The sequence below is a fragment of the Pseudomonas sp. CFBP 8770 genome (assembly GCF_014841705.1).
Lineage (GTDB): Bacteria > Pseudomonadota > Gammaproteobacteria > Pseudomonadales > Pseudomonadaceae > Aquipseudomonas.
In genome coordinates, this window is record NZ_JACYUL010000004.1 from 419,437 (window position 1) to 445,126 (window position 25,690).

A 25,690-nucleotide genomic window follows, 5' to 3' on the forward strand; every position below is an offset into this window, starting at 1 on the left:
AAAACTCGTTCAGTTCAATTGGACGCACGGTACAGCCCGTGCGCCTCGATGTAGGCCAATACTGCGTCGGGCACCAGGAAACGTACCGACTTGCCGCTGGCCAGCAGTTGACGGATCTGGGTGGCCGACACCGCGAGCGGTGCCTGCCAGACGAAAGTAATCTGCCCGCAGGCCCCCTTGAGGGCTTGCGGGTCGCTGATGGAACGCGCCGCCACCAGGTTGCGCAAGGCATCCGGCAGCTCGGTGTCCGCATCAGGTCGCTGCAACACGACGATGTGGCAGTGTTGCAGCAGTTCTTCCCAGCGATACCAGGAGGGCAAGCCACAAAAGGCATCCCACCCCAGCAGCAGGAGCAACTGGTCCTGCGGGTCAAGCTCTGCACGCATCGACACCAGCGTGTCGAGGGTGTACGACGGTTTGTCGCGCGCCAGTTCACGGTCATCCACGGTCAGGGGCGCCAGCCCCTCTACTGCGGCACGCACCATGGCCAGGCGCTGCTCGGCCGACACCTGCGGCTGGTCGCGATGCGGCGGCCGGGCGCTGGGCACCAACCGCAGATCGTCCAGCCCCAGGGCCTCGACCACTTCCACGGCGCCGCGCAGATGACCGATATGCACCGGGTCGAAGGTACCGCCCAGCACGCCGATTCGACGTGCAGTGCGCGATTGTACAGCGTAGGGACCGGGCCGGTTCGGTGCGGTCAACTCAGACCGGCTCCTGGCCGCGCAACTGGCCATCGCCGATCACCACGTATTTCTCGCAGGTCAGGCCTTCGAGCCCCACCGGACCGCGGGCGTGGATCTTGTCGGTGGAAATGCCGATCTCGGCACCCAGGCCATATTCGAAACCGTCGGCGAAACAGGTCGGCGCATTGACCATCACCGACGCGGAGTCGACTTCGGCAACGAAACGACGGGCATGGCCCTGCTGCTCGGTGACGATCGCATCGGTGTGATGGGAGCCATGCTGGTTGATGTGTTCGATGGCCTGGTCCAGGCCGTCAACCACCCGAATGGACAGGATGGCCGCCAGGTATTCGGTGTTCCAGTCCTCTTCGCTGGCCGGCACGGCCTCGATCAGGTCGCGGGTACGCCGGCAACCGCGCAGCTCGACGCCTTTGTCGCGGAACTGCGCCGCCATCGGCGGCAGGAAACTCGCCGCCACCGACTGGTCGACCAGCAGGGTTTCCATGGCGCCGCAGATGCCGTAGCGGTAGGTCTTGGCGTTGAAGGCGATGCGTTGCGCCTTGGCCAGGTCGGCCCCGGCGTCGACGAACACATGGCAGATGCCGTCCAGGTGCTTGATCACCGGCACCTTGGCATCGCGACTGACCCGTTCGATCAACCCACGCCCGCCACGCGGGACGATGATATCGACGTACTCGGGCATGCTGATCAGCGCGCCGACCGCGGCGCGGTCGGTGGTGTCCACGACCTGAACCACGGCGGCGGGCAGGCCGGCTTCGGCGAGGCCGCGCTGGATGCAGGTGGCGATGGCACGATTGGAGTGGATGGCCTCGGAGCCGCCACGCAGGATGGTGGCATTGCCCGACTTCAGGCACAGGCTGGCCGCGTCGATGGTCACGTTGGGCCGCGACTCGTAGATGATACCGACCACGCCCAGTGGCACGCGCATCTTGCCGACCTGGATACCCGAAGGCCGGTAGCTCATGTCGCGGATCGCCCCGACCGGATCCGGCAGGCTGGCCACCTGGCGCAGGCCGACGATCATGCCGTCGATGCGTGCAGGGGTCAGCGCCAACCGCTCGAGCATGGCCGCGTCCAGGCCATTGGCCCGACCCGCTGCCAAATCCTGCTCGTTGGCGGCAACCAGTTCGGCACGGGCGCTGTCCAAGGCACTGGCCGCCGCCTGCAGGGCGCGATTCTTCTGCGCGGTGCTGGCACGGCCAATGACCCGCGAGGCTTCACGGGCAGCGCGACCCAGGCGGGTCATGTAGTCAAGAACGGACTCGGTCATGGTCTCTGTGGTCTTGGCAAAGAGGAAAGCGGCTGATTATAGCTGTCACGTACGCCCACTAACAGCGATGACGGGCGGATGGTCGAAAACACCTCTTTAAACATATGTCCACGGGCCTCACCGATGCGCAATTGCTATCATCCACCGCGACACCGAATGGACCCCGTTATGTTCAACCCGTTGCCCGATGCCTTTTTCGACACCGACGCGCAATCCCTGGCCCGTGCGTTACTGGGCAAGGTCATCCGCCACCGCCAGGGTCCGTACTGGCTGTCGGCGCGCATCATCGAAACCGAGGCGTACTACGTTACGGATCGCGGCAGTCATGCATCGCTGGGCTACACCCACAAACGCCGCGCGCTGTTCCTCGAAGGCGGCCACATCTATATGTATTACGCCCGCGGCGGCGACTCGCTGAACTTCAGCGCACAGGGGCCGGGCAACGCGGTACTGATCAAGTCCGCCTACCCCTGGCTCGACGCCCACACCGATGGCAACGCCTTTGCCCAGATGCAGCTGAACAACCCCGATGCGGCGGGTCAACCACGTCCGGCCGAGCGCCTGTGCGCCGGGCAGACCCTGCTGTGCAAAGCCCTGGGCCTGAAGGTACCGGTTTGGGACGCCCAGCGTTTCGACACCGAGCAGCTCTTCGTCGACGATGTCGGCGCCCGTGTCACCCATGTTCTGCAGACCACGCGCCTGGGTATTCCCCTGGGCCGCGACGAACACCTGCCCTACCGCTTCGTGGATGCCGGCTATGCCCGTTTCTGCACGCGCAACCCCCTGCGTCGCGGCCAGACAGACGGCCGCGATTACTTCTCGATCTTTCAAGGAACCTGACTCATGGGCGAATGGCTGGACAGTCTGACAGGCTGGCTGACGCTGCATCCACAGTGGCTGGGGGTGGCGATCTTCGCCATTGCCTGCATCGAATGCCTGGCAATCGCTGGCATTGTGGTACCCGGCACCGTGGTGTTGTTCGCTGTGGCCGTACTGGCCGGCAACGGCGCGTTGTCGCTCAGCGAAACACTGATGCTGGGCTATGCCGGCGGTCTTCTCGGCGATGCCATCTCGTACGCCCTGGGTCGGCGTTTTCAACAGAGCATCCGCGGCCTGCCGCTGCTGCGCACGAACCCGCAATGGCTGGAAACTGCAGAGGGCTACTTCCATCGCTATGGCGTGGCGAGCCTTTTGGTCGGACGCTTCATCGGCCCGCTGCGGCCAATGCTGCCCATGGTCGCCGGCATGCTGGAAATGCCGTTGCCCCGCTTCATTCTGGTCAGCCTGGTGGCCGCCGCCGGCTGGTCGGTGGCCTATCTGCTGCCGGGCTGGGCGACGGGCGCCGCTTTCCGCTTGCCGCTGCCCGAAGACTTCTGGCCACAGGCCGGTATCGTTGCGGCCTGCATCGCCCTGTTGATGGGGCTCAGCCTGCATGCCACCTGGCGCGACCGCGAGCGCGGGACGTTGTTGATAGCCCTCGCCTCGCTGATCATGCTGATTGCCCTGTTCTTCGGCTTCCCGCACCTGAGCGCACTGGACAACGGCCTCAAGGCGTTGGTCCAGGAACATCGCAGCGAAGCGGCGGAAACTTTCGTGGTGCTGGTCACGCGCATCGGTGATTTCCGCACCCAGTTCATGGTGGCCGGACTGCTCACCGCGTTGCTGCTGATCACCCGCCAATGGCGTCCGGCGCTGTTCGCCTGCGCGACCATGCTGATCACGGCGCTGCTCAACGGCTCGTTGAAACACCTGGTCGCCCGACAACGACCCGACGTGCTGCTCGAACCGCTGACCACGTTCAGCATGCCCAGCGGGCACAGCTCGGCGGCGTTCGCGTTCTTTCTGAGCCTGGCGATACTGGCAGGGCGTCGACAGACACCGCGCATGCGCCTGGTGTGGATCATTCTGGCGAGTATTCCGGCACTGTCGATCGCGCTGTCGCGGGTGTACCTCGGTGCTCATTGGCCGACCGACATCATTGCCGGCAGCATGCTTGCCTGTTTTGTCTGTGCCTCGTGCCTGGCCGCCGTGGAATACCGTCGGCCACTGCCGGCGATGCCGTTGCATGTATGGTGGCTGGTCGTGCCAGCGTGTACGTTGCTGCTGGGCTTCTTTGCCGTGCACGGACTGCCGTCGGCTCTGGAAGGCTATCGCTACATGGAATGAGAGCGCACCAGGCGGCCTTGGCCTGGTTGCATCAGGCCAGGGCGTCGCCCTGCAGGCTGTCGAGCAGCGCCTGGATCACCACCAGGCGCAGGCCCGGGTCGCTTTCGGCAAGCAACTGTTCTTTCTCCTGCTCGGTGAACGGCAGCAGATAGGCCAATTGGTTGCCCAGCGATTGCTGGCCCTGAGCACCGGCGGTCATGCCCAGCGCCGCCACCATCGGGTGCTCGGCCAAGGCCAGCAGCAGGGCCTGCAGGTCGGCGTGGGTATCGGCCAGCGGCTGCTCGGCCTGATCTTCCAGCCACTGTACGTCTGCCGTCAGCAATTGATCGCGCTGCAGGTGGGTGGTCTCGATGCGGAAACGCCGAGCGCCCTGCACGCGGATACCCAACAGACCGTTGTCTTGCTGCTGGAAATCAGTGATCACCGCTTCGCAGCCGAACGTGGCATGCGCGCTGGGCGCCTGGCCCACTTCGCGTCCTGCCATGATGCCGACCACGCCAAAGCCGGCGCCCTGCTTCATGCAGCGACCGATCATGTCCAGGTAGCGCGCTTCGAAAATCTGCAGATCCAGCACGCAACCGGGGAACAGCACGGTATTGAGGGGAAAGAGTGGCAATGTCATGGCTTGTGTCCTCACGCGAATACGCTGATGGCCAGTGGCAGGAAAACGGCGGTACCCACCCCCATCAGACTCATGGCCAGCGCCGCGAAGGCACCGGTTTCCTCACTTTCCTGCAACGCCAGCGATGTACCCACGGCATGCGCGTTGAGGCCCAATGCCATGCCGCGCGCCGCCGGGTGGTCGATGCCCAGCAGCGTCAGCAGGCCGGGACCGAAGATTCCGCCGATAACGCCGGTGATCAGCACGAACACGGCCGCCAGTGCGGCGACGCCACCGATCTGTTCTGCCACCAGCATGGCGATCGGCGAGGTGACCGACTTGGGCGCCATGGTCATCAGAATCATGTGGTCGGCGCCCAAACCCCAACCCAGCAACAGGCACAGCACGGTCGCGAACAGCCCGCCCAGGCCCAAGGTGATCAGGGTAGGCCAAAGCAGTTGGCGAATGCGCCGCAGGTTGAGAAACAGTGGCACCGCCAGGGCCACGGTCGCCGGGCCGAGCAGGATGCCGAGAATCTCGGTGCTCTTGCGGTACTCGGCATAGCTGATGCCGCAGCCTACCAGCACCGCGACCAACAGCAGCATGGACAGCAGAACCGGTTGCAGGAAGACCCAGCGGGTCTTTTCGTAGCCGGCGAGCACCAACTGGTAGGCGCCCAGGGTAATGCCGATGCCAAACAGCGGATGGTGGATGACGGCCTGCAGCGTGCCTTGCCAGTCCAGCATCATGGTTGCACCGGGGTATCGCGGCGACGCCTGCGAATCAAGCGCTGCATCAACCAACCGACGAACACGGTGGAGACCGTGACGGAAATCACCAGCGAGCCGACGATGGCCCAGAAGTCATCGGCGATCTGCTGGGCATACACCATCACGCCCACGGCAGGCGGCACCAGCAGCAGTGGCAGATAGCGCAGCAGGCTGTTGGCCGCCAGGCTCAGGGGCTCGCCGACCTCGCCACGTACCATGAGGTAGCCGAGCAGCAGCACCAAGCCGATGATCGGCCCGGGCAGTACGGGCAGCAGCAGGTGATTGAGGGCAGTGCCCAGCAGCTGGAACAGCACCAGCCAGGTCAAACCGCGTAGCAACATTGCAGGTCTCCTTCGCAAGCCAGGCATTATAAGCACCCAAGGCATGCCCTAGGGTGATGCAAGATGGCGCACCCCACGATTGGGTCCGGCAGCGGCACAGTCATCCGGCAGTCATCCGGCTCTGGCCTTAAAAGCGCCCTGCATCTGTTGTCCACCCCGGCATCTGCGGCATACTCGGCGCCTCAATCGCCCGGACCCCCTCATGCGCCTTCTTGCTCCCCTCGCCCTTTCGTTGTTGATCGCCGCTTGCGGGGATGGCGAGCCACTGTCGCCGCCCGACGCGCGACTGCCCGATGGCGGCCGCTATCGCGGCGAGGTGGTCAATGGTCTGCTGCAAGGTCAGGGCCGGGTCGACTACCCCAACGGCAGCGGCTACGCCGGGCAGTTCAAGGACGGCCAGTGGCAGGGTCAGGGCCAATGGCATGGGCGCAACGGCGAGGTCTACACCGGTGGCTTCGACCACGGTCTGTTCCATGGTCAAGGCACCCTGATCGCTCGCGGCACCACCTACACCGGCGGCTTCGTCAAGGGTCGACGCCAGGGTGAAGGGGCCTTCAAGGAAGCCGGCGTCTCCTATCGCGGCGGTTTCAAGGAAGACCAGTACTCGGGCGCCGGCCACATCGAGCTCGACGACGGTAGCCAGTACCAGGGCTGGTTCGCCCACGGCAAACCCAATGGCGAAGGCACGCGCAGCGACGCGGCAGGCAACCAGTTCAGTGGCACTTTCGTCAATGGCCTGCTCGAAGGCCACGGCACGTTCAGCAATGCCGACGGCGATCAGTACATCGGCAACTTCCATCTCAACCAGCTGCACGGTCGCGGCCGCTACGAAAACGCTGCAGGCGATGTGTGGATCGGTACGTTCAAGGAAGGCGTGCTCAGCGGCAAGGGCGAGATGTTCGCCAGCGACGGCAGCCACTACAAGGGTGAGTTCGCCGACTGGCGCTTCAGCGGCAAGGGTTGGCTGGCGCTGGCCGACGGCAGCGTCTACAGCGGCACTTTCGAGAACGACACCTACCAGGGCCAGGGCAGCCTGACCCTGAAGGACGGCAGCAGCCAGGTCGGCTACTGGCTCAATGGCCAGCGTATCCGTGATGCACAAGGCCACCTGTTGCCCGATCCATTGGAGCTGGGGCTGCTCAACCAGGGGCAATTGCTTGAGCAGGCGCTCGCGGCCATTCCGCCGTCCACGGCGGCAATCGAACTGTACAGCCTGGCGTTGGCCGGTGACGGCAAGCAAAGCGTGTTCATGCGCGAAGCCGACTACGTAACCGGCATGCTGGCCAGTCGTTTTGGCGCGGTCGGACAGATCACTCTGGCCAACCACCGCGACCACTTGGCCGATCGACCGATGGCCACTCGCGAGACCTTGAGCCGCAGCGTGCAGACGCTGGCCGCGCGCAGCGGCCCTGAAGACCTGGTGTTCATCTACCTGACCAGCCACGGCACCAGCGAGCACGAGCTGGTGCTCGACCAACCCCGCTTGCAGTTGGGCGACCTGCCGGCCGATGAACTCGCCGCGGTGCTGGCGCCGCTCAAGGGCCGCGACAAGGTGGTGGTCATCTCGGCCTGCTATTCGGGCGGCTTCATCCCCGCGCTCAGGGACGAGAAAACCCTGATCATGACCGCCTCGCGGGCCGACCGCGTGTCTTTCGGCTGCTCCGAAGAAGCCGACTTCACCTATTTCGGCGACGCCCTGTTCGCCCAGGCCCTGAACCAGACGGACGACCTGCAGCAGGCATTCGAACTTGCCAGCCGGCACGTTGCCGAACGGGAGATCGCCGATAATTACGAAGCCTCGCAGCCACAGATCTGGGCGCCCAAAGGGGTCCTGGCGCATTGGCAGCGATTGCGCCAACAGCAGGCCAAGCGCGCGTTGCTCGACGCCGCCACGCCTGACAACAAGCAATAAGGCATCTGCTTCACGCTGCCTGTATCAAGGGAGACATTGCATGTACTTGACCCCGCAGCACATCCTACTCGCGGGCGCCACCGGCCTGACCGGCGAGCACCTGCTCGATCGCCTGCTTGCCGAGCCGACCGTGCAACGGGTCCTGGCCCCGACCCGCCGCCCCCTGGCCGAACACGCGCACCTGGACAACCCGGTGGGGCCACTGCTGCCATTGCTGGCGGATCTGCAGGGGCCGGTGGACATCGCCTTCTCGTGCTTGGGCACGACCATCAAGCAGGCCGGCTCGCAAGAGGCGTTTCGCGAAGTCGACCACGAGCTCATCGTCGCCTATGCCCAGCGCGCCCGCGAACTGGGTGCACGCCACTTCCTGCTGATCAGCGCCATCGATGCCGACCCGCAATCCTCGGTGTTCTACAACCGCGTCAAGGGTGAAACCGAGCAGGCGCTGCGTGCCCAGGGCTGGCCGCAACTGACCATCGCCCGGCCGTCGGTGCTGATCGGCGACCGCGTCGAAGCACGCCTGGCCGAGCGCATTGCCGGGCCGCTGTCGAAGCTGATTCCGGGCAAGTACCACGGCATCGAAGCACTGCAACTGGCGCGCGCCCTGTGGCGCCTGGCGCTCGAGGAGCAGGACGGCGTACGCGTGGTGGAATCGGACGAGCTGCGGCGCCTGGGCAAATAACCTGCAGCCGGCGCGTCAGTCGTCGCTGCCGTGGTGGTGCTCACCCCAGCGCGGCAGCATGTCCTGAGGAATATCCAGCAGGTTGAGCACCCGCGCGACGACGAAGTCGATCAGGTCGTCGATAGTCTGCGGCTGGTGATAGAAGCCCGGCGCCGCCGGCAGGATCACCGCACCCATCTGCGACAGCTTGAGCATGTTCTCCAGATGAATGGTGGAGAACGGCGCTTCGCGCGGCACCAGAATCAACTGCCGACGTTCCTTGAGCGTTACATCGGCAGCGCGCTCGATCAGATTGTTGCAGGCACCGGTAGCGATGGCCGACAAGGTTCCAGTCGAGCATGGCACCACCACCATGGCGCTCGGCGCGCCGGAGCCGGAGGCCACCGGCGACATCCAGTCTTCCTTGCCATACACGCGGATCTGACCGGCGGACGCACCGGTGTACTCGTTGAGAAAGGCCTGCATGGCCTGCGGCTTGGCCGGCAAGCTGACGTCGGTTTCCGTGGCCAACACCAGTTGCGCGGCCTTGGAGATGAGGAAATGCACCTCGCGGTCTTCGCGCACCAGGCAGTCGAGCAGGCGCAAGCCATACTGCGCGCCCGACGCGCCGGTCATGGCCAGGGTGATCCGCTGCGGGCCGCTCACTTGAGGGCCTCCGCCAGTTTCAGATGCAGACCGCCGAAACCGCCGTTGCTCATGATCACCACATGGGTGCCCGGCCGTGCCTGGCCCTTGACCCGCTCGATGATGGCTTCCAGCGAGTCGGCGACGATGGCCGGAACCGGGCACTGCGCAGCCGTGGCGGCCAGATCCCAGCCCAGGTTGGGCGGCGCGTACCAGATCACCTGATCGGCGTCGCGGACACTTTCCGGCAGGCCGTCGCGGTGCGCGCCCAGCTTCATCGAGTTGGAGCGCGGCTCGATCACGGCGATCAACGCTGCGTCGCCAATGCGCTTGCGCAAGCCGTCCAGGGTAGTGGCGATGGCCGTGGGGTGGTGGGCGAAGTCGTCGTAGAGAGTAACGCCCTGCACTTCGGCCACCCACTCCATGCGCCGCTTGACGCTCTTGAACGCGCACAACGCCTCGATACCCAGCGGCGCGACCACGCCCACGTGGCGGGCGGCAGCCAGCGTCGCCAAGGCGTTGGCCACGTTGTGCTGGCCGGTCAGTGGCCACTCCACCGTGCCCTGCACGACACCTTCGAAGGAAACCTCGAAGCGCGATCCATCCGCACTCAGCAGGTTTGCCTGCCACTGGCCGTTCTCGCCGGTGGTCTGCACCGGTGTCCAGCAACCCATCTCGATCACGCGGCCCAAGGCCGGCTCGGTGGTGGGGTGGATCACCAGGCCCTCACTGGGCACGGTTCGAATCAAATGGTGGAACTGGCGTTCGATGGCGGCCAGATCCGGGAAGATGTCGGCGTGGTCGAATTCCAGATTGTTCAGAATCGCCGTGCGCGGACGGTAGTGGACGAACTTGGAGCGCTTGTCGAAAAACGCACTGTCGTATTCGTCCGCCTCGACCACGAAGAACGGCGTCTGCCCCAGCCGCGCCGACACCGCGAAATTCTGCGGCACACCGCCGATCAGGAAGCCGGGCGCCATGCCCGCATGCTCCAGCACCCAGGCCAGCATGCTGCTGGTGGTGGTCTTGCCGTGGGTACCGGCCACGGCCAGCACCCAGCGCCCCTGCAGCACATGGTCGGCCAGCCACTGCGGGCCGGACACATAGGGCAAGCCCTTGTTCAATACATACTCGACCGCCGGGTTGCCGCGCGACAGGGCATTGCCGATCACCACCAGGTCGGGCGCAGGTTCCAGCTGGGCCGCGTCATAGCCCTGGGTCAGCTCGATGCCTTGAGCCTGCAACTGGGTGCTCATGGGTGGATAGACATTGGCGTCCGAGCCTGTGACACGGTGGCCCAGCTCCTTGGCGAGCACCGCCAGAGAGCCCATGAAGGTGCCGCAGATACCGAGAATGTGAATGTGCATGATTGGCCTCGTAAAACGTGGAGGCAGGGTAGCGTAGGGTAGGAAAAATCTCATCCTTTGATTGGCGAACGCCCCTCTCCGACCGGCCGGCAGGGTTACACGTGTTTCAAAGCGCCGCGCTCGCCTTTGTTCTACGCTTACTGGGCGCCACGGCGCGTCCTCCACAGAACCACAACAGCAGGAGACACCCCATGCGTTACGCACACCCGGGCACCGAAGGCGCCAAGGTCGAATTCAAGGCCAAATACGGCAACTATATCGGCGGTGAGTTCGTCGCGCCGGTGGACGGCAATTACTTCACCACCACCTCGCCAGTCAACGGCCAGCCGATTGCCGAATTCCCCCGTTCCAACGCCAAGGATATCGACAAGGCGCTGGACGCTGCCCACGCTGCCGCCGACGCCTGGGGCGCGACCTCGGTGCAAGCCCGCTCGCTGATCCTGCTGAAGATCGCCGACCGTATCGAACAACACCTGGAAACCCTGGCCATCACCGAAACGTGGGACAACGGCAAGGCCATCCGCGAAACCCTGAACGCCGACATTCCGCTGGCGGCCGATCATTTCCGCTACTTCGCCGGCTGTCTGCGCGCGCAGGAAGGCAGCGCTGCCGAGATCGACGGCAACACTGTCGCCTACCACATCCATGAACCGCTGGGCGTGGTCGGGCAGATCATCCCGTGGAACTTCCCGATCCTGATGGCGGCCTGGAAGCTCGCCCCGGCACTGGCCGCCGGCAACTGCGTGGTGCTCAAGCCGGCCGAACAGACGCCGCTGGGCATCACCGTGCTGATGGAACTGATCGGTGACCTGCTGCCACCGGGCGTGCTCAACGTGGTCCAGGGTTTCGGCAAGGAAGCAGGCGAGGCTTTGGCCACCAGCAAGCGCATCGCCAAGATCGCCTTCACCGGTTCGACGCCGGTGGGCTCGCACATCATGAAGTGCGCGGCCGAAAACATCATTCCCTCGACCGTGGAACTGGGCGGCAAATCGCCGAACATCTTCTTCGAAGACATCATGCAGGCCGAGCAGACCTTCATCGAGAAGGCTGCCGAGGGGTTGGTGCTGGCCTTTTTCAACCAAGGCGAGGTGTGCACCTGCCCTTCCCGCGCGCTGGTGCAGGAATCCATCTACCCGGCCTTCATGAAGGAAGTCATGAAAAAGGTCGAGCAGATCAAGCGCGGCGATCCGCTGGACACCGACACCATGGTCGGCGCCCAGGCGTCGGAGCAACAGTTCGACAAGATTCTGTCCTACCTGGAAATCGCCAAGAGCGAAGGCGCCGAGCTGCTGACCGGTGGCCAGGTGCAGAAGCTCGAAGGTGCCCTGTCGACCGGCTATTACATCCAGCCGACCCTGCTCAAGGGCACCAACAAGATGCGTGTCTTCCAGGAAGAAATTTTCGGCCCGGTGGTCAGCATCACCACCTTCAAGGACGAAGCCGAAGCCCTGGCCATCGCCAACGACACCGAGTTCGGCCTGGGCGCCGGGGTCTGGACCCGCGATATCAACCGCGCCTGGCGCATGGGCCGTGGGATCAAGGCCGGGCGTGTCTGGACCAACTGCTACCACCTGTACCCGGCGCACGCCGCGTTCGGCGGTTACAAGAAATCCGGTGTAGGCCGCGAGACGCACAAGATGATGCTCGACCACTACCAGCAGACCAAAAACCTGCTGGTCAGCTACGACATCAACCCGCTGGGCTTCTTCTGATTCAATGGCAGCGGGGCGCGTCTTGACGCGCCCCGCCGGCCGTTGCGAGCACATGATGCCTTGCGGCCCTGCACGGCGACCGTTCGTCGGTTGCGCAGGCCTTGCGCGCCGACCCAACAAACCTGCCTCACCCATCGGTATACTGCGCGGATTCTTCACGTTCGGATCCGCACAGGTACCTCCCATGGAATTCAGCTTCATCGACCTCATCCTGCACCTGGATGTGTACCTCAACATGCTGGTGACCCAGTACGGCACCTGGGTCTACGCGATCCTGTTCCTGGTGATCTTCTGCGAAACCGGCCTGGTGGTGATGCCTTTCCTGCCCGGTGACTCGCTGCTGTTCATCGCCGGCGCGGTGGCCGCAGGTGGTGGTATGGACCCGTTCCTCCTCGCTGGCCTGTTGATGACTGCCGCCATCCTCGGCGACAGCACCAACTACATCGTCGGGCGTACCGTGGGTGACAAGCTGTTCAGCAACCCGGACTCGAAGATTTTCCGCCGCGATTACCTGGACCAGACTCACGCCTTCTATGCCCGCCATGGCGGCAAGACGGTAACCCTGGCGCGATTCCTGCCGATCCTGCGCACCTTCGCCCCGTTCGTGGCCGGTGTCGGCAAGATGCACTACCCGCGCTTCCTGGGCTTCAGTGTGCTGGGCACGGTGTTGTGGGTCGGTGGTCTGGTGACCCTGGGCTACTTCTTCGGCAACATGCCGTTCATCAAGCAGAACCTGACCCTGTTGATCGTCGCGATCATTCTGATTTCGCTTCTGCCAATGATCGTCGGTCTGCTGCGCAGCCGCACGGCCCGTACCGCACCGACGCGCTGACCCGTGTGGTCTTACAAGGCCTGGCGGCGACAGCGAACCCTGAACCGCCACCGTATCGCTGAATCGCTGTGGCAGGCGGTGCGTGCCGAGCTGCCGATCCTCGACGGCCTCGATGCCCGGCAGGACCTGCAACTGCGCGAAGCCTGCGTGCTGTTCCTGCAGGCCAAGACCCTGACCTGCCTGCCCGGCGTCGAACTCGACGACCGGGCGCGCCTGCACCTGGCAGCACAGGCGCAACTGCCACTGCTGCAACTGGGCGACCTGGACTGGTATCAGGGTTTCCACGAAATAGTCCTGTACGCCGACGACTTCGTCAGCCCGCAGCGCTACCGCGACCCCAGCGGCGTCGAGCATCAATGGGACGGTGAGCACAGCGGTGAGGCCTGGCAACAGGGGCCGGTGATTCTTGCCTGGTCCGGTGTGGCAGCCAGCGGCGGTTGGGATGGCTACAACCTGGTCATCCACGAACTGGCGCACAAGCTCGACATGCTCAATGGTGATGCCAATGGGCTGCCGCCATTGCATGGCGACATGCGTGTGAGCGATTGGGCCCGCGCCATGCAGGACGCCTACGACGACCTTGATCGCCAGCTCGATGCCAATCCAGAGGCGGAAACCGCCATCGACCCCTATGCCGCGGAAAACCCAGCGGAATTCTTCGCCGTCACCAGCGAGTATTTCTTCACCGCGCCGGATTTGCTGCACCAGGCCTTCCCACAGGTCTACGAGCAGTTGCGCCTGTTCTACCGCCAGGATCCGCTCGAGCGGCTCTCGGCCCTCCCCCGACCTGCGTAACGCCGTGACGCGGCTTGCGCCGCTGCTACAGGGACCGCGTTCATCCACGCCGCGTCGGCCGTCGACATCCAATCCCATTCCCCAACGCCGTGCTTGATGGCAAAACCATTCCCTGTAGCAGCGGCGCAAGCCGCGTCGGCGGGCGCCGCATGATGTCACGTGGCCCACGGCGCGTATGGCATGCGCCCCTGCAATGTGCCTATAATCGCGCCCACATTTTCGGCCTGCACGGCCTTCAGACTGGCCCAAACCACGGGGGCAACGCCCAATGAGCTACAGCAAGATTCCGGCTGGCAAAGACCTGCCGAACGACATCTACGTCGCCATCGAGATTCCGGCCAACCACGCGCCGATCAAATACGAAATCGACAAGGACAGCGACACCCTGTTCGTCGATCGTTTCATGGCCACGCCGATGTTCTACCCGGCCAACTATGGCTTTATCCCCAACACCCTGGCCGACGACGGCGACCCCCTCGACGTGCTGGTCGTCACGCCTTACCCGGTCACGCCCGGTGCGGTCATCCGCGCCCGTCCGGTCGGCATCCTGCACATGACCGACGACGGCGGCGGCGACGCCAAGGTCATCGCCGTACCGCACGACAAGCTGTCGCAGCTGTATGTGGACGTCAAGGAATACACCGATCTGCCACCGCTGCTGCTGGAACAGATCAAGCACTTCTTCGAGAACTACAAGGATCTCGAAAAAGGCAAATGGGTGAAGATCGAAGGCTGGGGCAACGCAGACGCCGCCCGCGCCGAAATCACCAAGTCGGTCGCCGCGTTCAAGGGCTGATCCGTCGCTGTACGAAAAACCCCGGCCCCGGCCGGGGTTTTTCATGGGCGCTGCAAAGGGATCGGGTGAAAAGAGATTTGCACAGGCGAGCGGCCCTGCGTATTCTTTGGCCCTCACCAGCCTAGGCTGGTCATCAGTTGCAGGCGGTTGCGGCTTACCAAAAGTAAGGCAAGATCGTCGACGAGAAGCCGGCCATAAGCCGGCTTTTTAATGCCCCGAAAAAAGTCCGTGTCCCAGTGGGGGCCATCACGCCACGCTTCCACACGCTGCATGGCCACGAACACCGGCCTCTATCCGACATGCAAATTGCGTGCGTTGCGCTCCGGGCAGCTTGCCAAATGCACTGTGTTCTTCTCGACGTCTCACTTCGCCGCCCAAGCGATCGAACCCGTCGAAGCTATCAACCTGGACGTCATTACTGTAAAGGCCACCATCGCCCATATCGTCAAAACATTTGACCAGCAGAATGCCATCCCATCAAAGTTGTCTCTCCTGGCCGAATCTTCACGATTTTGTTTCTGGTGCCTACGCCAAAGCACTCTGCAGAACAAAAACGTGGGGCAGGTGTTACTGTACGAATTAGGGTAAATCAGAGATTTTTCTTGAATGATTTATAGCAATCTGAATCCTGAGAAGGCTTTGATCTGGCGTATCGTTCACCGCGATAACCTGCCTTGGATTCTGGACAACGGGTTGCATTGCGCCAGTTCGAACGTACAGGCGCAGCATTACGTGGACATTGGCAACCCTGACCTGATCGACAAACGCCGATCCCGCCGTGTGCCCATCGCGCCGAAAGGTTTTCTGGCCGACTACGTACCCTTCTATTTCACCCCCTTCTCTGTGATGATGAAAAACATTCATTCTGGGTGGAGTGTTCAGCAGCGCGGCAACGACGAGATCGTAATTCTGGTCTCCAGCCTGTACCGCGTCGAACAGCTTGGCCTACCTTTCGTCTTCACAAACGCCCATGCCTACCCGGACTGGACAAACTATTACAGTGATCTGGCAAGCCTAGGCGAGATCGACTGGCCTATCCTTCAAAGACGCGATTTCAAACGTGACCCCGACGACCCTAGAAAGATGGAGCGTTACCAGGCCGAAGCGCTGATTCACCGCCACCTACCGATTACAGGACTCCTTGGCATAATGTGCTACACCGATGCAACGAAAGAACGCACGCAGCACGACGTGGCCGCCAGAGGTCTGACACTGGCTGTCCATGCGCGTCCGGGATGGTATTTCCAATGATCAGATTTACCCAAGGCAACCTTCTCGAAGCCAAGACCGAAGCCCTCGTCAACACCGTGAATACCGTCGGCGTCATGGGCAAAGGCATTGCGCTGATGTTCAAGGAGCGCTTCGTGGAAAACTATCGGTTGTACTCGGCCGCCTGCAAGGCAGGCGAAGTGCAGACAGGCAAGGTTCATGTGACTGCAGTCAACGAACTGGAAGGACCTCGCTGGATTATAAATTTCCCTACCAAACGGCACTGGCGATCACCTTCTCAGATGGTCTGGGTGACAGAAGGCCTTCATGATCTGCGCCGTTTCCTGATTGAAAATCAGGTGACTTCCGTGGCTCTCCCGCCACTCGGCGCCGGTAACGGTGGCCTGAAGTGGCCCGAAGTCCGCGAGCAGATCATTGCTGTATTGAGTGATCTGGATGTGGATGTCGTGGTGTTCGAACCTTCCAACCAGTATATGAATGTCGCCAAACGTAGCGGGGTGGAAAAGCTCACGCCTGCTCGCGCGCTCATTGCCGAACTGGTTCGACGCTATTGGGTTTTAGGCATGGAATGCAGCTTGCTCGAGATACAGAAGCTGGCCTGGTTTCTGGAGCGCGCCATAGAAAAGCTACCGGACATCAAGAACCCTTTGAACCTGAAGTTTGTAGCTCATAAATACGGGCCGTATGCGAATCGGCTGGAGCATCTGCTCGACAATCTCGATGGCAGCTATCTGCATTGCGACAGACGCATCAGTGACGCAGGTATCAATGATGTGATCTGGTTTGAGGAAGAGCGTAGAGCTTTCTTGCAAACCTATCTTAGAACTGAAGCCAAGGAGTACACCCAAGCTTTGGAGCGCACCACCGAGCTGATCGACGGCTTCGAGTCGCCCTTTGGCATGGAGCTATTGGCAACGGTCGATTGGTTGCTGAGCCAGGGCGGGATTTCTCCAACAGTTCCCGCAGTGCGTGAAGCGCTGAGGCATTGGGATGGCGGTGCCGCTGCTGCCGCTCGCAAGAGCAGGCTGTTCGATGATCAGGCGCTGGATATAGCGCTCAAACGCCTGACAACCAGTATTTTCAAACCTGACATGGCTGCCTGCCAGGGGTAGCTCCAGTAGGAGCGGTCATCGGCCGCGAAGACGCCTCCGCGGCCGACCCGACCCTGCCCTCATCACCCCTCGCAGAACCGAATCCGGTTACCGAACGGGTCATACACCTCCAACAGCCGCCCCCACCCTTGCTCGACAATTTGCGGACGGCCATAGCCATACCGCTTGGCCAGCAGTTCATCGCGCAACGCCTCGACCCCATGCATGGGTACGAACACGGTCGAGCCCGGCGAGCAGTCGCCATGGTGTTCGGACAGATGGAGTTGCAGGCCCGCGCGCTCGACGCCCAGGTACAGCGGCAGGTCGGCCTCGAAGCGGTGCTCGAACTCGACCGTGAAACCCAGGAAGTCCAGATAGAACTCGCGCGCCTTGGCTTCGTCGAAAATCCGCAGGATGGGGATGGCCTTGTCGAAACCGATCACCACTGAGGCAGTCGGCGCCAGGCTGGCCGAAGCGGTGTTCCAGTCCTTGTGCCCCATCTGCCGGGCAACCATTTCCAGAGCGGTGGAATGCGATACGTCGTGACCCTGCGCCTGCAGCGCGACGCGCAGCGTCTTGGCCATCTGCTTGGCGTGCTCGATTGAAAACATGACAGCTCCCGAGTCGATGCATGCTGGTGCTCGCGTTGCCAGGCCTCGACCATCAAGAGAGGTATGAAGGCGTGAGGATGCAAAATGCTTTCACCTTTCCTTGCGGAGCGAGCGGCGGGCAGCATGGGCCGCCGCCGATGTTAGCGCAAAGCGTCGAAGGGGTCACCACGGGACACTCCCGCAGCTGGAAAATCCCGTTTGCCAGACACGATTAAAAGGTCGGCATGGCCCTCGAAAATATCGTGGGTAGGACGTGCACAACCGGCCCGGGAAAACGCCTGTACAGGAATTTTCAGGCCTGCCCACCCGCATTCATCGGGCGCTTGTCGCTATCGATCGGCAAGGGCTTCGAGCACAAGCCGGTGAGTGCGGACCGTGCGTACCCGAGTGTAAATATCCTTTCAAACCAAGCCTGTTGCGCCTCGATTGACCGTGCCCTGGCGCGCTGCTAACTCTTAGGACAGCGACACCGACCGTCAGTTTTCCTTCGAGACGCTATCCATGAATACAGCCATGAACGCCTTACCCACGGCCTTGCCAGCGGAGGCTCCGAGCACCCGCTCGATTGCCGATGCGCTGTCGCACCAGAGCATTCACCACCTGGAGCGCTATTACGATCACTGGGCCCGCCACTATGACGCCGATGTGCAAGCCGAGGCCTACTGCGGGCCGACGATGGTCGTCGACTTGCTCGACGCCGTAGCGCAGCGAGGCAACGTCCACCACGACAGCCGCGTTCTCGATGCCTGCTGCGGAACCGGCCTGGTCGGACGCACGCTGAAAGAGCGCGGCTATCGGCAGATCGGCGGCTGCGACCTGTCCCGGCCCATGCTCGATCAGGCAGAAGCTTCCCGGGCCTACCAGCATCTGCACGGCCAGATAGACCTGACCCAGCCTTTGCCACCGGCCCTGCTTCGGCATTTCGACGCGGTGGTCTGCTGCGGCGCCTTCATTCCAGGTCATCTGCCCGCCTCGGCGCTGTGCGGCCTGGTTGCCATGACCCGGCCCGGGGGCGTGGTGGTGATCAGTGTTCGCGAAGCTTACTTCGACACCGCCGGCTTCGCGCCGTTGCTGCAGAGCCTGGGCCGCGAGCAGGGACTTGCCGTGCTGGAAGCGCGAATGTCGGCCCGCTACCTGCAAAATGCGCGCGCCCACTACCTGGCGTTGCGCGTCGTATGAACGGGGTGTACGGCATGCCTGTACTTCCTGTCATCTCCCTGGCGCAACTGGCGGCACGTGAGCCCTGGGCGCTAGCGCAACTGAGCGCGGCGTGCGAGCAAGACGGCTTCTTCTATCTGGTGGATCACGGGCTTCCAGAGGCACTGATCGAGCGATACATGGGTGCGGCCGAGGCGTTCTTCGCGCTGCCAGAGCCGGTCAAGCAGCGCTTCGGCCATGCTCACCAGCCCGGCTACCCGCACACCGCACGGGGCTACGTCGGGGCCTATGGCGAAACGCTGCATCCCGATGCAGGCCCGGACAACAAGCAGCATCTGGACTGGGGCATCGACCGGCCCGGTGGCGCGCCGTTCAGCGGGCCGAGCCTGCTGCCCGGCGACGACCTCGCGCCTGGTCTGAACGCTTGCGCCTACGCCCTGCAGGTCGAAGTCATGCAACAGGTGTTCCCCCAGCTGCGCCGAGCCATCGCCAGTGCCTTGCAGCTGCCCGCGCAGGCGTTCGATGCACACTTCCGTCAGCCAACCCTGATCCAGCGCGCTTCATATTATCCAGCCGGGGCGGGAACGGCCGGCAAACATACCGACAACGGCTTTCTCACCCTGCTGATCCAGCAACCTCTGCCGCAGCCTTCACTGCGCATCTACAGCCGTGGCCAATGGCTCGACGTGCCGTGCCTGGAGGGCGCCGTACTGGTCAATCTGGGCGACATGCTGCAGCGCTGGACCGACGAGCGCCTGATCAGCACGGCCCATCAGGTCCTGCATCGTCAGCCGAGCGCACGGGTGTCGCTGGCGTTCTTCATCTACCCGGATATCGACGCGATCATCGCACCCATCGGCGGCGGACCGAGCTTCTCCCCGGCCGAGGTCATGCTGGAGAACTTCGATTCGATCTGGGTAAGCAAACAGGGCGCTGGAAGGGCCCGCCAACTGGTTTGAACACACAAGGATTGGTTCGATGACCCCCTCTATCGGTTTTATCGGCGCAGGCAACATGGGCCGCCCATTCGTTCGTGCATTGCTCGACAACGGCTTCACAGTGACCGTCCACGACCATGATCCGGGTTGCGAACACTGGGTGCGCAGCCTAGGCGCGCAATGGGCACCGAGCCCCGCGGCTGCGGCCGACGGTGCCGCCCTGCTGATCACCTGCCTGCCGCTGCCCAGGCACGTACGCGAAACGATGCTCGGTCATGACGGCGCGCTGGCAGCCTTGGGCCGGGGCGCGGTCTGGATCGACACCTCGACCACCGACTACCACAACACGCTGGATATTGCCCGACTGGCCGGGCGGCGCGGGGTCATGAGCCTGGAAGCACCGGTCAGCAACCTCTCGCACATGGGCGTGGACTTCAACAATGTCTGTTTCTATGTCGGCGGCGAGAAAGCGGCCTGCGACATCGCGCGCCCGGTGCTGGATGCGATGGGCCAACACACCCTCCACGTCGGCGCCATCGGTCACGGCCAGTCGGTCAAGCTGCTGACCAACCTGTTGTTCTACGGCGCCACACTGGCCTGGGCCGAGCTGTTGCTGGTGGCACAGAACCAGGGAATGGACCTGCGTTGGCTGTGGGACGTGGCGAAGGACTCGCGAGCCAACTGCTTCGTGGTCGACCAGGTCACACCGATGCTCCTCGACGGCAGCTATGACCACTCCTGCACCCTGGAGATCACCGTCAAGGACATGGCCCTGACCGTGGCCCTCGCCGACGAACTCGATGTCGAGCTGCGGCTGGGTCGCCGAATCGAGGCGCGCTATCGCCAGGCCGGGAAACGTTACCCGGCCCAGGCCAACCATCTCAAGGTGGTGGCGCTGATGGAAACGGAAAACCAGCGCCGCCTGTTCATCGACGGTTTCGCTGCGCCCTCGCCCTATGGCGCCGACCGCACCTATCGCCATCCCGGCACCTTTGTCGTCGACGCGCGCGGGCGGCGCAAGCCGAGCCTGCCGGAACGCTTTCGCTATCCGCTCAGCCATCCCGCCTGCGGCCACTATGCGCAGTGCCTACTGGAAGTCATGGCGTGGATCAACCACATCCTCCGGCAAGAGGCATTGCAACTGGGACGCGCCATGGGTCTGGAGCCGTCACTGCTCGAGCAAGTGGTCAGCCGCAGTTGCGGCGCCAGCTGGGTGGATGATCACCACGACCACTACACGCCGAACCAGGCGCTGCTGCGCGACCTCCCCGAACTGATGGGCGCGCTGCACCTGCCCATGCTGCATCAGCTGAACCTCGCCACCGTCGTCGACCCCGTGAGGCATGCATCATGAAGATCACCCGCCTGCGTATCTACCAGGTCGACCTGCCGCTGGACAAGCCCTACGCGCTGTCCGGCGGGCGCCTGCACTACAGCGCGCTGGACAGCACCATCGTAGTGATCGAGACCGACCAAGGGGTGTCCGGGATCGGCGAAAGCTGCCCGTGGGGCGCCTCGTACCTGCCGGCGTTCGCCCTCGGCGTGCGCGCCGGGCTGGCCGAGCTGGCGCCTCACCTGCTGGGCTGCAACCCGCTCAACCTGAATTCGATCAACCAAGTCATGGACCAGGCACTGCCCGGCCACCCCTACGTCAAGACAGCGATCGACATGGCGTGCTGGGACATTCTCGGACGCCATAGCAACCTGCCGGTGCACGCCCTACTGGGGGGACGCCTGAACGCCGAGCTGACCCTGCAGAGCAGCATCCCCACGGCCACGCCCCGACAAATGGTGGCCGACATGCACCTGGCGCATGCCGAAGGCTATCGGACCCATTCGTGCAAAGTGGGATCGGGCGTGGTGGCGGATCTGGCGCGTATCCAGAGCCTGCTCGCCGAGCGCATGAACGGCGACCAACTGACCTTCGTCGCAAATCGTGCCTGGCTACCGGCCCAGGCGGTGGCCGTAATGAACGCGGTCAGGGAGTGCGATGTGCATTTCGAGCAGCCCTGCGAAACCCTGGAACAGTGCCAGCATGTCCGCAGCCTGACGCGGCAGCCGCTGATTCTGGACGAGTGCATTCACAGCGCCAGCGACCTGTACCGCGCCAGCGCCTCGAATACGGCCCAGGCCATTGGCCTGAAGATAGCCCGTGTCGGCGGGCTGACCAAGGCCCGGCAGCTGCGCGACTACTGCATCCAGCAGGGTATCCAGATGAACATCGAAGACGTGGGCGGCAGCCAGATCGCCGACACCGCGGCCATGCACCTGGCCCTGGCCACCCCCAACCAATACCTGCGCGCCAGTTGGAATGCCTGCCGCCATCACAGCATCGTCACGGCTTTGGGCGGCGTGCACGTAAGCCGTGGCATCGCCCGCCTGGACGACACGCCGGGGCTCGGCTTGACCTTGTGCTCGAACGCCCTGGGCGAGGCGGTGGCCATTCATGAATGAGTCATTGGCAAGGACCACTAACGTGCCCCTGGACACCGGCGATTTCCACCCCGATGCAGGACGCTCGCACAACCTGCCGGGGGCTTTCTACTTCGACCCGGATCACTGCGGGCAGGAACTGCAGCATATTTTCTACCGCACCTGGCAGTACGCCTGTCACCTCTCCAGGCTGGCCGTGGAAGGTGCCTATCTGGTCTGCGAGATCGGCGAGCAAAGTGTGCTCGTGCTGCACGGCCAGGACGGCCAGCTGAGGGCTTTCCACAATGTCTGCCAGCACCGTGCGCATCGCCTGCTCGAAGGCTGTGGGCACCTGCGTGGGGCAATCACTTGCCCCTACCATGCATGGCGCTACGATCACGCAGGCAGATTGCAGAGCGCCCGGCACAGCTGCGAGGTTTCGGGCTTCGAACCTGCCCGCGCCCACCTTGCCGGCGTGCGCCTGGAAGTGATGTGCGGACTGGTCTTCGTCAACCTGGACCCGCACGCCCCGCCCCTGGCCGACCAGCTCGCCGGGCTCGAGGCGCAACTGCGCAGCTTCTCGCCCGCGCCCGAGGCGCTCTACCACAGCTACAGCCATACCTATGCGCTGCGAGCGAACTGGAAGGTCTCGGTGGAAAACTATTCGGAGTGCTATCACTGCCCCGGCTGCCACCCCAGCCTGTCGCAGCAGACCTTGGAGCTGAGCAGCTACCGGATCGATATCCACCCAGGCTTCCATGCCCATCTGAGCAGCGATCAGGGCGAACGGCAAGGCTATGCAACCAACCCTGACGCACCACGCAGCGGCGAATTCGGTGCCTGGTATGTCTGGCCGAACCTGTGCATCGAGGTCTATCCGGGCGGCTACATGAACCTGTTGCACCACGTACCCACGGGCGCGCAGCGCTGTGAGCAGCGTGTGCAGTGGTTCACCCAGGGGCCCCATCCGGATGCCCAGGAGCAGGCGGTGATCGATTTCGTGGCGGTGGTGCGTGAAGAGGACCTGCCCTTGTGCGAAAGTGTCCAGAAGGGCCTGCACAGCCAAGGCTACCGCGGTGGCCGGTTGGTGGTGGACACGGCTCGCAGCGGTTTCAGCGAACATGCCGTGCACGATATTCAGAAGCGCGTGCTGCAAGCCTTTGCCAACCATGGAGCAAGCGATGGATAGACCTTCTCCCGACACAGCCCGACTGCCGATCTGGCGGCGCCTCGGCACGCGCCCAACGGTCTTGTGGCTGACGGGTCTGCCGGCTGCCGGCAAGACCACCATCGCCAAGGCTACCGAGGCGGCACTTGCCGCCCTCGGCTATCACTGCGTGGTGCTCGATGGCGACGAACTGCGCCGCGGGCTCTGTCGAGACCTGGGCCTGAGCGACGACGACCGGCAGGAACACGTGCGGCGCACCGCCGAGGTTGCACGCCTGCTGTGTGCCCACGGCACCCTGGTGCTGGTCGCGCTGATCTCACCGCGTATCGCGCACCGGGCCCTGGCGCGGCAGATCATCGGTGACGAGGCTTTCGTCGAGGTGTTCGTCGACACGCCGCTGGCGCTGGCCGAAGCACGCGATCCCAAAGGCTTGTATCGGCTGGCGCGCACCGGCGCGCTGAGCGGTTTCACCGGGATCGATGCCGCCTATGAAGCACCGCCGGCGCCTCACGTCAGGCTTGCCACCGCCCGCATGAGTTGCGCATGTTCGGTGCAGTGGACTGAAGATCAGGCCAGCACGGGCCGGGGATCGAGCAACAGCTCCTGCAGCCATTGCACCAGCAGGCGGGCAGCCGGCGACAGCGGGTTGGCATGCCATTTGTAGACTCCCAACGCATCGCCCATGGACCACTGCTTGTCGAACAGGCGCACCAGCCTGCCGTCGGCCAGCATCTGGCGCGTGGTCATTCCCCAGCCCAAGGCCACACCGTGACCTTCCAGAGCTGCCTGCATCATGACCGGGAAACTGTTGAAGCCCATGCCTTGGCTGCCAACGCGAAACGACGCACCGACACTTTCCAGCCATTGATCCCAGATCACGAAGTCCTGCGCACGGGGTTCGTAATGCAACAGTCGGCACTTGGGCAGATTGTCCAGGCTCAGCCACGGGGCGATGCTCTTGAAGTAGTCGGGGCTGCAGACCGGGAACACTTCATCGGGCGCGCTGAACAGCAGCACGTGATCGGCACTGGCCCGGCCCATGGTCTGCACCGCCACGTCGAAACGCTCGCGCTCCTCGCCTATGGCCGCCAGCGTGGAATGCAGCTTGAGCTCGATGTGCGGATGTTTCTGATGAAAGCCGGCCAGCGCCGGCATGAACAGGTAGAAAGCTTCCACCAGCTGCGACGAGAGCACCACGGTGCCGCTCGACGACTGCTGCTGACGCAGCTTTTCGGTCTGCCGAGCGATATCGAACAGGGCAGCCGCGACCGTCTGGCGAAAGCTTTCGCCCGCATCGGTGAGAAAAACCCCGCGGCTTTTGCGATCGAACAACTGCACGCCCAGATTCTCTTCAAGGGAGCGAATCTGTCGACTGATCGCCGTTTGGGTGAGGTGCAATTCCTCGGCTGCACGAGAAAAACTCTGCAGCCGGGCAGCCGCTTCGAAAGGGATCAGACTCGATAGAGGCGGCAGTTTGCGCCGGAGGTTTTCCATAACCTGAAGTTGCCCTGTCCTGCGAAATGGTCGTTTCAAACGATGTCATCTTTTAGCGCATCATGCAAAGACAGACCGCTTGGGCTTTCTGCATGGAACAGCGACCGCTTCTCCACGACACACGCTCAAGCGTAGCGCTGATCACCGCTTCGGTATTCCTGGTGTCCGCTTCCGATGCGCTGATCAAGCTGGGCAGTGCCGATTTCACGGTATGGCAGCTGTACGTCGTTCGTTCCTCGATCGCCATCGTGCTGCTCCTGCTGTGGCTGGGTTTTTCGCGAAGTGCCAGCCTGTGGCGCAACCTGATCTGCGATCGCTGGATACTCTTGCGCAGCGCTGCCTTGACCCTGATGTGGATCGCTTTCTATGCGGCCCTGCCGCACATGAGCCTGAGCCTGGCCGCACTGGCGCTCTACACCGCGCCGCTGTTCATTGCCCTGCTGTCGGCGCTGGTGCTGCGCGAAAAGGTGAGCCCCAGCCGCTGGCTGGCCATTGCCCTGGGCTTCGTCGGCGTGCTGATCATTCTGCGCCCGACGGCTGCGGATTTTTCCGGCATGACCCTGCTGCCGGTGCTGGCCGCCCTGCTCTATGCCGTGGCTGCCGTACTGACCCGCGCCCGCTGCAACGATCACTCGGCGCTGGCACTGGCGCTGAACCTGAACCTGTGTCTGTGCCTGGTCGGCGCGACGATGCTGCTGGGCCACCAACTGCTCAGTACGCCCCATCCATCATTGCCCAGCGACTTCCTGACGCCGCATTGGGTGGTGCTGGGGCCTGTGCAATGGTTGCTGATGGGCGTGCTCGCGGTCCTCATGGTGCTGATGAGCGCCGGCGTGGCCAGGGCCTACCAGATCGGTCAGAGCGCGGTCGTGGGCGCCTTCGATTACAGTTATCTGCTGTTCGCGATGTTCTGGGGCTTTGTTCTTTTCAAGGAAATCCCCGATGCAGGCATGGTCCTGGGCATGGGCCTGATTGCCGCATCCGGGGTCTGGGTGCTGCGTAGTTGACCAAGG

Annotated in this window: 27 protein-coding genes; 18 read left to right on the forward strand and 9 right to left on the reverse strand. The window is 63.4% G+C overall.

Annotation, left to right across the window (positions count from 1 at the left end; all coding sequences use genetic code 11):
• Positions 1-14 precede the first annotated feature (14 nt).
• Together nadD and IFT98_RS11625 are read right to left on the reverse strand one after the other, a co-directional pair.
• The gene (gene nadD, locus IFT98_RS11620) at positions 15-737 is read right to left on the reverse strand and encodes a nicotinate-nucleotide adenylyltransferase (RefSeq protein WP_122475541.1); all 723 of its coding nucleotides are present in this window, start codon (positions 735-737) and stop codon (positions 15-17) included.
• The gene (locus IFT98_RS11625; protein WP_192048760.1) at positions 706-1,977 is read right to left on the reverse strand and encodes a glutamate-5-semialdehyde dehydrogenase; all 1,272 of its coding nucleotides are present in this window, start codon (positions 1,975-1,977) and stop codon (positions 706-708) included. The genes nadD and IFT98_RS11625 overlap by 32 nt, the downstream gene beginning before the upstream one ends.
• A gap of 168 nt (positions 1,978-2,145) precedes the next feature.
• On the opposite strand from IFT98_RS11625, the gene IFT98_RS11630 reads away from it, so the two are divergent.
• Positions 2,146-2,817 carry a DNA-3-methyladenine glycosylase gene (locus tag IFT98_RS11630; protein ID WP_192048763.1) on the forward strand — a complete coding sequence of 224 codons (672 nt, stop codon included), beginning with the start codon at positions 2,146-2,148 and terminating at the stop codon, positions 2,815-2,817.
• Positions 2,818-2,820: 3 nt separating this feature from the next.
• Complete coding sequence (locus IFT98_RS11635; protein ID WP_192048765.1) at positions 2,821-4,143, forward strand: bifunctional DedA family/phosphatase PAP2 family protein; 1,323 nt, start codon at positions 2,821-2,823, stop codon at positions 4,141-4,143.
• A gap of 31 nt (positions 4,144-4,174) precedes the next feature.
• On the opposite strand, the gene IFT98_RS11640 is transcribed toward IFT98_RS11635, so the two are convergent.
• From IFT98_RS11640 to IFT98_RS11650, 3 genes are read right to left on the reverse strand one after another with little or no spacing between them, the layout of a single operon-like run.
• Positions 4,175-4,765 carry an LON peptidase substrate-binding domain-containing protein gene (locus IFT98_RS11640; RefSeq protein WP_192048767.1) on the reverse strand — a complete coding sequence of 197 codons (591 nt, stop codon included), beginning with the start codon at positions 4,763-4,765 and terminating at the stop codon, positions 4,175-4,177.
• An 11-nt stretch (positions 4,766-4,776) separates the two neighbouring features.
• The gene (locus IFT98_RS11645; protein ID WP_192048769.1) at positions 4,777-5,493 is read right to left on the reverse strand and encodes an LrgB family protein; all 717 of its coding nucleotides are present in this window, start codon (positions 5,491-5,493) and stop codon (positions 4,777-4,779) included.
• On the reverse strand, positions 5,490-5,855 hold the full coding sequence (locus IFT98_RS11650) for a CidA/LrgA family protein (protein WP_122715006.1): 366 nt from the start codon (positions 5,853-5,855) through the stop codon (positions 5,490-5,492). The genes IFT98_RS11645 and IFT98_RS11650 overlap by 4 nt, the downstream gene beginning before the upstream one ends.
• 202 nt (positions 5,856-6,057) lie before the next feature.
• Between IFT98_RS11650 and IFT98_RS11655 the strand changes: the two genes are divergently transcribed.
• Positions 6,058-7,767 (forward strand): C13 family peptidase, encoded by a 1,710-nt coding sequence (locus IFT98_RS11655; RefSeq protein ID WP_192048771.1) that lies wholly within the window; start codon positions 6,058-6,060, stop codon positions 7,765-7,767.
• Positions 7,768-7,807: 40 nt separating this feature from the next.
• Complete coding sequence (locus IFT98_RS11660; RefSeq protein WP_192048773.1) at positions 7,808-8,449, forward strand: oxidoreductase; 642 nt, start codon at positions 7,808-7,810, stop codon at positions 8,447-8,449.
• A gap of 15 nt (positions 8,450-8,464) precedes the next feature.
• On the opposite strand, the gene ubiX is transcribed toward IFT98_RS11660, so the two are convergent.
• Positions 8,465-9,094, reverse strand: coding sequence for a flavin prenyltransferase UbiX (gene ubiX, locus IFT98_RS11665; RefSeq protein ID WP_192048775.1), 630 nt, complete (start codon positions 9,092-9,094; stop codon positions 8,465-8,467).
• Positions 9,091-10,440, reverse strand: coding sequence for a UDP-N-acetylmuramate:L-alanyl-gamma-D-glutamyl-meso-diaminopimelate ligase (gene mpl / locus IFT98_RS11670; RefSeq protein WP_192048777.1), 1,350 nt, complete (start codon positions 10,438-10,440; stop codon positions 9,091-9,093). Before mpl ends, ubiX begins: the two co-directional genes overlap by 4 nt.
• A 191-nt stretch (positions 10,441-10,631) precedes the next feature.
• Between mpl and exaC the strand changes: the two genes are divergently transcribed.
• The 7 genes from exaC to darG all read left to right on the forward strand — a co-directional run bounded on the left by exaC (position 10,632) and on the right by darG (position 16,917).
• The gene (exaC, locus tag IFT98_RS11675) at positions 10,632-12,152 is read left to right on the forward strand and encodes an acetaldehyde dehydrogenase ExaC (protein ID WP_122795474.1); all 1,521 of its coding nucleotides are present in this window, start codon (positions 10,632-10,634) and stop codon (positions 12,150-12,152) included.
• A gap of 184 nt (positions 12,153-12,336) precedes the next feature.
• Positions 12,337-12,984 carry a DedA family protein gene (locus IFT98_RS11680; RefSeq protein ID WP_122475565.1) on the forward strand — a complete coding sequence of 216 codons (648 nt, stop codon included), beginning with the start codon at positions 12,337-12,339 and terminating at the stop codon, positions 12,982-12,984.
• A 3-nt stretch (positions 12,985-12,987) separates the two neighbouring features.
• Positions 12,988-13,779: a zinc-dependent peptidase gene (locus IFT98_RS11685; RefSeq protein ID WP_192048779.1), complete on the forward strand. Its 792-nt coding sequence runs from the start codon at positions 12,988-12,990 to the stop codon at positions 13,777-13,779.
• A 268-nt stretch (positions 13,780-14,047) separates the two neighbouring features.
• Entirely contained in the window at positions 14,048-14,575 is a 528-nt protein-coding gene (ppa, locus tag IFT98_RS11690) for an inorganic diphosphatase (RefSeq protein WP_122475569.1), read from the forward strand.
• A 270-nt stretch (positions 14,576-14,845) separates the two neighbouring features.
• Entirely contained in the window at positions 14,846-15,163 is a 318-nt protein-coding gene (locus tag IFT98_RS11695; RefSeq protein WP_192048781.1) for a hypothetical protein, read from the forward strand.
• Between the two features lie 18 nt (positions 15,164-15,181).
• Positions 15,182-15,826, forward strand: coding sequence for a type II toxin-antitoxin system toxin DNA ADP-ribosyl transferase DarT (gene darT / locus IFT98_RS11700; protein ID WP_192048783.1), 645 nt, complete (start codon positions 15,182-15,184; stop codon positions 15,824-15,826).
• Positions 15,823-16,917 (forward strand): type II toxin-antitoxin system antitoxin DNA ADP-ribosyl glycohydrolase DarG, encoded by a 1,095-nt coding sequence (gene darG, locus IFT98_RS11705; protein WP_192048785.1) that lies wholly within the window; start codon positions 15,823-15,825, stop codon positions 16,915-16,917. The genes darT and darG overlap by 4 nt, the downstream gene beginning before the upstream one ends.
• A gap of 62 nt (positions 16,918-16,979) precedes the next feature.
• Here the strand turns inward: darG and IFT98_RS11710 are convergent, their stop codons facing one another.
• On the reverse strand, positions 16,980-17,507 hold the full coding sequence (locus IFT98_RS11710; protein ID WP_192048787.1) for a glyoxalase superfamily protein: 528 nt from the start codon (positions 17,505-17,507) through the stop codon (positions 16,980-16,982).
• A gap of 513 nt (positions 17,508-18,020) precedes the next feature.
• Between IFT98_RS11710 and IFT98_RS11715 the strand changes: the two genes are divergently transcribed.
• From IFT98_RS11715 to cysC, 6 genes are read left to right on the forward strand one after another with little or no spacing between them, the layout of a single operon-like run.
• Positions 18,021-18,686, forward strand: coding sequence for a class I SAM-dependent DNA methyltransferase (locus IFT98_RS11715; RefSeq protein WP_192048789.1), 666 nt, complete (start codon positions 18,021-18,023; stop codon positions 18,684-18,686).
• 14 nt (positions 18,687-18,700) lie between these two features.
• Complete coding sequence (locus IFT98_RS11720) at positions 18,701-19,624, forward strand: isopenicillin N synthase family dioxygenase (RefSeq protein ID WP_192048791.1); 924 nt, start codon at positions 18,701-18,703, stop codon at positions 19,622-19,624.
• 19 nt (positions 19,625-19,643) lie between these two features.
• On the forward strand, positions 19,644-20,957 hold the full coding sequence (locus IFT98_RS11725; RefSeq protein ID WP_192048793.1) for an NAD(P)-dependent oxidoreductase: 1,314 nt from the start codon (positions 19,644-19,646) through the stop codon (positions 20,955-20,957).
• Entirely contained in the window at positions 20,954-22,057 is a 1,104-nt protein-coding gene (locus IFT98_RS11730) for a mandelate racemase/muconate lactonizing enzyme family protein (protein WP_192048795.1), read from the forward strand. Before IFT98_RS11725 ends, IFT98_RS11730 begins: the two co-directional genes overlap by 4 nt.
• A 22-nt stretch (positions 22,058-22,079) precedes the next feature.
• Positions 22,080-23,204: an SRPBCC family protein gene (locus tag IFT98_RS11735; RefSeq protein WP_192048798.1), complete on the forward strand. Its 1,125-nt coding sequence runs from the start codon at positions 22,080-22,082 to the stop codon at positions 23,202-23,204.
• Positions 23,197-23,847, forward strand: coding sequence for an adenylyl-sulfate kinase (gene cysC, locus IFT98_RS11740; protein WP_244650932.1), 651 nt, complete (start codon positions 23,197-23,199; stop codon positions 23,845-23,847). The genes IFT98_RS11735 and cysC overlap by 8 nt, the downstream gene beginning before the upstream one ends.
• Here the strand turns inward: cysC and IFT98_RS21075 are convergent.
• Complete coding sequence (locus IFT98_RS21075) at positions 23,751-24,677, reverse strand: LysR substrate-binding domain-containing protein (RefSeq protein WP_192048802.1); 927 nt, start codon at positions 24,675-24,677, stop codon at positions 23,751-23,753. The genes cysC and IFT98_RS21075 overlap by 97 nt on opposite strands.
• A gap of 92 nt (positions 24,678-24,769) precedes the next feature.
• On the opposite strand from IFT98_RS21075, the gene IFT98_RS11750 reads away from it, so the two are divergent.
• A complete protein-coding gene (locus tag IFT98_RS11750; protein WP_192048804.1) occupies positions 24,770-25,684 on the forward strand; it encodes a DMT family transporter in 915 nt (304 codons plus the stop codon).
• The last annotated feature ends 6 nt before the right edge of the window (positions 25,685-25,690 follow it).